Origin of the sequence: uncultured Aureimonas sp. (assembly GCF_913775355.1) — a bacterium.
Lineage (GTDB): Bacteria > Pseudomonadota > Alphaproteobacteria > Rhizobiales > Rhizobiaceae > Aureimonas.
The window spans coordinates 1-6529 of the sequence record NZ_CAJYIU010000182.1; the positions used below are offsets into that span (position 1 = coordinate 1).

A 6529-nucleotide genomic window follows, 5' to 3' on the forward strand; every position below is an offset into this window, starting at 1 on the left:
GCCTGGAACGAAAGGCCGAGGTCCCAGGGGAAGAAGATCCAAGTGTCCTGGCTGACTTCCGTGATGAACGTGTCGACCAGCGGGCGGCCCTTCGGCTTCGCATAGACCGTGGCGAAGTGGGCCTTCGGCAGCATGGCGCGCACGAGGGCGGCCGTCTTGCCGGTATCGGTCAGGTCATCGACGATCAGGATGCCGTCGCCGTCGTCCTCGCGCAGGGCCGGGGCGATGTCCTTGAGGACCTGCAGTTCCCCTTGCGTGTCGTACTCATGATACGAGGCGATGCAGACCGTCTCGATCAGGCGGGTGCCGAGCTCGCGGGCGATGATCGCCGCCGGCACGAGCCCGCCGCGCGTGATGCACACGATCGCCTTCCACTCCGACCGCTGTCCTGCCAGACGCCAGGCGAGCGCGCGCGCATCGCGATGGAACTGCTCCCAGGAGACGGGGAAGGACTTTTCGGGCGTCGACATCGGCGGATCTCCTCAAGGCTGACGGGCGCGATAGCTTGTCGTCGTGGCCGGCGCAAGACGGCCGGACGGGAAGCACCATGCGACGGATCCTCGCCCACGGCCTCCTTGCGGTCGTCCTCGTCCTCACGGCCTACGGCCTGACGGCTTATCTCGTTCTGCCGCGCATCTGGACCCGGTACGACGAGCGCAGCGCCGGCCTCCTGCGACCGATGGTGACGGTGACGCTCGAGGGACGACCCGGCGACCAGATCAATATCGGGATCGTCGGCGATCGTGCGATCCTCGATCGCGCCATGGCGGCAGCCGGCTGGCATCCCGCCGATCCTGTCACGATCGTCTCGAGCCTGCGCATTGCGGCGAGCGTCCTGTTCGACCGGCCGTATCTCGAGGCGCCCGTCAGTCCGCTCCTCTACGATGGCCATGTCGAGACCGTCGCCTTCGAGAAGCCCGTCGGGCGAAGCGCCGACCGCCGTCAGCACGTGCGCTTCTGGGCGCAGCCGACCCTCGGCGACGGTGCGTCGTTTCTTGGCTCGGTGACCTTCGACGCCGGGATCGGCTTCAGCCGCTACACCGGCGCCGTGACCCACGACATCGCGCCCGATATCGATAGCGCGCGCGACGGTCTCGTCGCGGATCTCAACGCCACGGGTTCGGTCGCCGAGGTCCGTACGGTCACCGGGGTCGGACCGACGCAGGACGGGCGGAACGGCGAGGGCAGTCCGTACCGGACGGACGGCGACGCACGCATCCTCGTTATCGCCGGTCCATAGGGAAGCGGCCTCGGTCCTCGGGCGCCATCCCGTCAGGACGCAGCGAGACCCTCGATCATCTCGCGGATCTCCTGCGCGGCGGCATCGCGCGCCGCCTCGCTGCGCGAGCGCACGACGAGTTCGGTCGAGTACCGCTGCCCGTCGAACTTCGGATAGGAGCCGATCGCCGTCTTCGGGTGGCGCTTCTGGATTTCGGAAAGCGGGCCGCCGATGTCGCCTTCGCCGAACGGGCAGGCGATCGCCGTGCTCAGCATGACGGGGCCGGTCGGCAGGGTCGGCAGGATGTTGTCGAGCATCGCGGTGAAGATGCCGGGCACGCCCGCCATGACGAAGACGTTGCCGATGTGGAAGCCCGGCGCCACCGACACCGGGTTGTCGATCAGCGAGGCTCCGCGCGGCGTGCGGGTCATCCGACGGCGCGCATCGGTGAAGGGCAGGGACCGGCTTTCGTAGTAGGCGGCCAGCAGCCGCTCGGCCTCGGGATGCGGCTCCACCGGCAGACCGAAGGCCCGCCCGATCGCGTCGGCCGTGATGTCGTCGTGCGTCGGTCCGATGCCGCCCGAGGTGAAGACGAAGTCGTAGCGCGTGCGCAGGGCGTCGAGCGCCGCCACGATCTCGTCCTCGACGTCGGGCACGATGCGCACTTCGCGAAGGTCGAGCCCGGCCAGCGTGAGGACGCTGGCGAGATGGGCTATGTTGCGGTCCTTGGTGCGGCCGGACAGGAGCTCGTCTCCGATCGCCAGCATCGCCGCCGTGTGAACCTTCTGCGCGTCCGTCATCCGCTCTCTCCGCCAAAGCCGATGGTTTGGGGCGGAACCCGGCGGAAGGAAAGGGGGCGCCCGACCTGGCCGATCGGTAAACGGTGCGTCACGTCGCCGAGGCCTCGTATTCTTGTAACGCGAACGCTCTAAGTGCGGCACACGGCGAGGCCCGGACGCCGCACGTAGTTTCCGGCAATGGACGAGGATGCGATGGCGAAGGTACTGGTTCTCTACTATTCGAGCTACGGCCACATCGAGACCATGGCGAAGGCCGTGGCCGAGGGCGCGCGCGACGGCGGCGCCGAGGTGGACATCAAGCGCGTGCCCGAAACCGCGCCGGCCGAGGTCGTCGCCGCCGCTCACTTCAAGACGAACCACGACTTCCCCGAAGCCCAGCCGGACGACCTCGCCCAGTACGATGCGATCATCGTCGGCGTTCCCACGCGCTACGGCAACATGGCCTCGCAGATGGCCTCGTTCTGGGATCGCACGGGCGGCCTCTGGGCGCAGGGCAAGCTGATCGGCAAGGTCGGCGGCGTGTTCTCGTCCTCGGCCACCCAGCACGGCGGCAACGAGGCGACGATCCTCTCGGTGCACAAGACGCTGCTGCATCATGGTCTGGTGATCGTCGGCCTGCCGTACTCCTTCCAGGGCCAGATGGCCTCGGACCAGATCGTCGGCGGCTCGCCCTACGGCGCCACCACGATCGCCAACGGCGACGGTTCCCGTCAGCCGAGCGCGATCGAACTCGACGGCGCGAAGTTCCAGGGCCGTCACATCGCTCAGATCGCCGCCAAACTCACGGCCTGACGCCCAAGTCTCCGGCTTCTCTCGCGCGAGAGAAGCCGGATCGCCGGCCGGTAGCGGCAGGTCAGGAAAAGGCGTTCGTCGATCCGCCCTGCTCGCCGTCGGCGACGAGAGCATCGCGCAGCCGGCCGAGCGCCAGATTGTCGCTCTGGAGGTGCTGCAGGAGGTCGGACGCGGTTTCGTTCTCCGAATCCAGCCAGGGGTCGGACGGTATCGAGGCGGACAATGGGATGCGCTTGATCTCGGGCATGGATCGATCCCTTCTCGAGCTGCTGCCGTTCCTCCGTTAACGATCCGAGAAGACCACGTCCCCGCGCGGAAGACAAACAAATCCTCGCCAAGTCGCTGCGACACTTAAGCAGGCGTAAGTCGGCTTATCATCTGCCTGACGATAGTCCGCCAGCCAACGTTCTGCCGACGATTATTTGGTCTGATGATTAGGCCCAAGAAACGGCCCGGACTGAACATTTGATCTCGCCGCCAGCGTGATGACGCGCGGCTTGCCGGGGTGCAGGCGGCGGGACTCGAACCCGCATGCCACTCGGACAACGGATTTTAAGTCCGTCGCGTATACCATTTCGCCACGCCTGCGTCGGTCCCCGGCCGCTTCTAATCCGGGTGGCCGGTTAGCGGAAGAGGGTGCGCGACTTTACAAGTCGGTGATGTTGGCCCATGGAACGCAGCACGGAAACGCACGGGAAAGGGAGCGCGCGATGCCATTTGTTGCTTCGATCGGCGGAGCCTTTCTCCTCATTATCGGCGCCGGCGTCCTTTCGCTGACCGCCGCCCGATAAGCACGGTCAACGAGGGCACGTCCGGCGGAGACGATCCGGCGCCGATCCGGCGCATCGTCCCGATCCGACCGCCGGGGGCATTCCCCCGCACCCTTATGGCGCACCGGTCCGTGTCGCGCCTTTCCTGAAGTATTCTGGATCACCCATGACCAACGTCGATTTCCGTCACGGCGTCGAGGCCGCCCTCGGCGCGCTGCGCGACCTGTTTCCCGAAACGCCGCTACAGCTCAACGAGCACCTGTCGAACCGCTACGGCGCGCGCATCTTCCTCAAGCGCGAAGACCTGACGCCCGTTCGCTCCTACAAGATCCGCGGCGCCTTCAACTTCATGCGCAAGCGCATCGAGGCGGGCGAGACCGCCGCGAGCTTCACCTGCGCCTCCGCCGGCAATCATGCGCAGGGGTTTGCCTTCGCCTGCAAGCATTTCGGGCTGAAGGGCCGGGTCTTCATGCCGGTCACCACGCCGCAGCAAAAGATTGCCAAGACGCGCATGTTCGGCGGCGACGCGATCGAGATCGAACTCATCGGCGACATCTTCGACGAGAGCTATGCCGCCGCCCGCCGCTATGCCGAGGAGACGGGCGCCGCCATGGTGCCGCCGTTCGACCATGCCGATATCGTCGAGGGCCAGGCGACGGTCGGGCTCGAGGTAATGCAGCAGCTCGGCCACGAGCATCCCGAAATGCTGATCCTGCCGGTCGGCGGCGGTGGTCTGGCGAGCGGCATGACGCGGATCTTCGAGGGGCAGGCGGGTCCCGACATCCGTCTCGTCGAGCCGCTCGGTGCGCCGAGCCTGCGCACCAGCCTCATCGAGCGTCGGCGTGTCCGGCTGGAGCAGGTCGACGGCTTCGTCGACGGGGCGGCGGTCGCCGAGATCGGCGCGCTGCCGTTCGAGATCCTCAGCCGCTTCACGCCCGAGCACGTCCTGCTGTGCCCGGAAGGGCGGCTGTGCCAGACGATGATCGAGATGCTGAACGTCGAGGGTATCGTGCTGGAGCCGGCCGGCGCGCTCGCGATCGACGCCCTGAGCGCGCTCGGGTCCGAAGTGCGCGGCAAGACGGTCGTGCTCGTGGTGTCGGGCGGCAATTTCGATTTCGAGCGCCTTCCGGACGTGAAGGAGCGGGCGCTGCGCTTCGAGGGGCTGAAGAAGTACTTCATCCTGCGCCTCGCTCAGCGCCCCGGCGCGCTGAAGGACTTCCTCGCCTTGCTCGGCCCGGAAGACGACATCTCGCGCTTCGAGTACCTAAAGAAGTCGGCGCGCGATTTCGGCTCGATCCTCCTCGGCATCGAGACCCGCAACGCCAAGAACTTCGACACGCTGCTCCAGCGTTTCGCCGCCTCCGGCATCCGCTATCAGGACATCACCGACAATCAGATCATGTCGGATCTTCTGATCTGATCGTCAGGTGCCGAGCGTCCGACGGATCCAGTCGCTGATCTGCCGGGCGAGCGGTGCGGTGGTGGCGGGCGAGCGAATGTCGCCGGCGATCACGTGCTGCGTCGGATCGGTGCTGTCGGTCACCTCGATCACCTCGTGCGGTCCGCCCCAGCGCGCGGCGACCTCGCGGGTTCCCTGCGGGTCCACCGTGGCGTCGTTCGGCGAGAACAGGAACAGCGCTGGTGTCTTGATCGTCGCCGGATCGATCTGACGCGCCACCTCCACGAGCCGAGCCATCGGCAATAGAGCCGCCGAGGGATAGTTCGTGGTCCAGACGCCGTTTGCTCCGTTGCCCGAGCCGTAGGTCGCGGGGCCGAGATAGGGCAGGAGGTCGCGCGAGAAGGGAAGCGTCAGGATGAAGGAGCGCCATTCGCGAAGGGCGAAGTTCGGCGAGATTTCGACAAGCGCTGCGAGCCCTTCCGAGAGTTCGGGCCGGCTGGCGCCGATCGTCGCCAGCGTTCCGCCGTTGGACGTGCCGATCACCACCACCCGCTCGCCGATCGCCCGACCGATCGCCATTGCCTCGGCGAAATCGTCGATCCAGTCACCGACCGCCGCCTGCTCCATCGCGGCGGCGTCGCGCCCATGTCCGGCAAGGCGCGTGTAGAAGAGATTGGCGCCGAGTTCCTTCGCCACCGCATCCGCCAGCGGGCGCGTCTCGCCTTTCGAAGCCGAGAAGCCGTGGATGTAGACGATCGCGAGCGGAGTCTTGGCGCGCGAGGCCGGGTAGGCCCAGACGATCTCCTTCTCCGCCTGCGGGCGAAGGTTCGGCACGTTGGCCTCTTCGCCCGCAAGGTAGCGGGCGGGATCGCTGCCGATCACGGCCGGATCGAACGACGTCGTCAGTCGGACTGGTTCGCGCGGTCCGAAGACGAAGGCGAGCGCGAGACCCACGAGAACGAGACCGACGAGCCCCAGCACGACGCGTCCGAGAAGGCCGCGGCCGCGAGCCGCGGGGGCCGGTTGCGATGAAGTGGGAGCGGGGTCAGTCGTCGTCATGAGCGGCCGTCGTGACTTCGCGCGTGGAAACCGGGCGGAAGCCGAGCTTCCGGTAGAGCGGCAGGGCGGCGGGGTGATCGAGCGTGTTGGTCTCGACCGTCAGTGCGCTCGGCATCTCCTCGAAGCCCGCGACGATCGCCTGGCCGAGAAGGTGACGCGCGAGGCCCTGGCCGCGAAATTCTGGCATGATGCCGAAATGCACGAGGCGCGTCTCGCGGGGCGCGCGGCCTGCGTCGAGCTCGAACCAGCCTGCCGGCGCGCCGTCGCAGTAGAGGATGCGCATACGCACGTTCGGTGCATGGATCTCGCGCGCCAAGGCCTCGTCGCCGAGATTGCGCGACGTCCAGTGATGCCCGCGACCGACCGCCGCATAGAGGAAGCGGTAGTAGGCCAGCGGGATCTGGCGAACCTTCAGGACCTCGTAGGCCCGGCCGTTGCGCGGCGCAGGCGTCGGGTGCTCGGGAGGCTGGTGCATCACGAGCTGAGTGAC

Annotated in this window: 8 protein-coding genes and 1 tRNA gene; 3 read left to right on the plus strand and 6 right to left on the minus strand. The window is 67.3% G+C overall.

Annotation, left to right across the window (positions count from 1 at the left end; genetic code table 11):
* Positions 1-470 (minus strand): xanthine phosphoribosyltransferase (gene gpt / locus QZ753_RS11475; protein WP_294643847.1); only part of this gene is annotated, 470 nt, incomplete at its 3' end.
* Positions 471-547: 77 nt separating this feature from the next.
* Here gpt and QZ753_RS11480 point away from each other — a divergent pair.
* Positions 548-1240, plus strand: a complete 693-nt coding sequence (locus QZ753_RS11480; RefSeq protein ID WP_294643849.1) for an LssY C-terminal domain-containing protein — start codon at positions 548-550, stop codon at positions 1238-1240.
* Between the two features lie 32 nt (positions 1241-1272).
* On the opposite strand, the gene QZ753_RS11485 is transcribed toward QZ753_RS11480, so the two are convergent.
* Positions 1273-2019, minus strand: coding sequence for a competence/damage-inducible protein A (locus QZ753_RS11485; RefSeq protein ID WP_294643852.1), 747 nt, complete (start codon positions 2017-2019; stop codon positions 1273-1275).
* Positions 2020-2211: 192 nt separating this feature from the next.
* On the opposite strand from QZ753_RS11485, the gene wrbA reads away from it, so the two are divergent.
* Positions 2212-2811 carry an NAD(P)H:quinone oxidoreductase gene (gene wrbA / locus QZ753_RS11490; protein ID WP_294643855.1) on the plus strand — a complete coding sequence of 200 codons (600 nt, stop codon included), beginning with the start codon at positions 2212-2214 and terminating at the stop codon, positions 2809-2811.
* 61 nt (positions 2812-2872) lie between these two features.
* Here the strand turns inward: wrbA and QZ753_RS11495 are convergent, their stop codons facing one another.
* Together QZ753_RS11495 and QZ753_RS11500 are read right to left on the minus strand one after the other, a co-directional pair.
* Positions 2873-3058 carry a hypothetical protein gene (locus QZ753_RS11495; RefSeq protein WP_294643856.1) on the minus strand — a complete coding sequence of 62 codons (186 nt, stop codon included), beginning with the start codon at positions 3056-3058 and terminating at the stop codon, positions 2873-2875.
* Positions 3059-3317: 259 nt separating this feature from the next.
* Positions 3318-3399, minus strand: a tRNA-Leu gene (locus tag QZ753_RS11500).
* 348 nt (positions 3400-3747) lie between these two features.
* On the opposite strand from QZ753_RS11500, the gene ilvA reads away from it, so the two are divergent.
* A complete protein-coding gene (gene ilvA, locus QZ753_RS11505) occupies positions 3748-5001 on the plus strand; it encodes a threonine ammonia-lyase IlvA (RefSeq protein ID WP_294643858.1) in 1254 nt (417 codons plus the stop codon).
* Between the two features lie 3 nt (positions 5002-5004).
* On the opposite strand, the gene QZ753_RS11510 is transcribed toward ilvA, so the two are convergent.
* Both QZ753_RS11510 and QZ753_RS11515 read right to left on the minus strand, forming a co-directional pair.
* Complete coding sequence (locus QZ753_RS11510; protein ID WP_294643861.1) at positions 5005-5961, minus strand: alpha/beta fold hydrolase; 957 nt, start codon at positions 5959-5961, stop codon at positions 5005-5007.
* A 64-nt stretch (positions 5962-6025) separates the two neighbouring features.
* Positions 6026-6529 (minus strand): GNAT family N-acetyltransferase (locus QZ753_RS11515; RefSeq protein ID WP_294643863.1); only part of this gene is annotated, 504 nt, incomplete at its 5' end.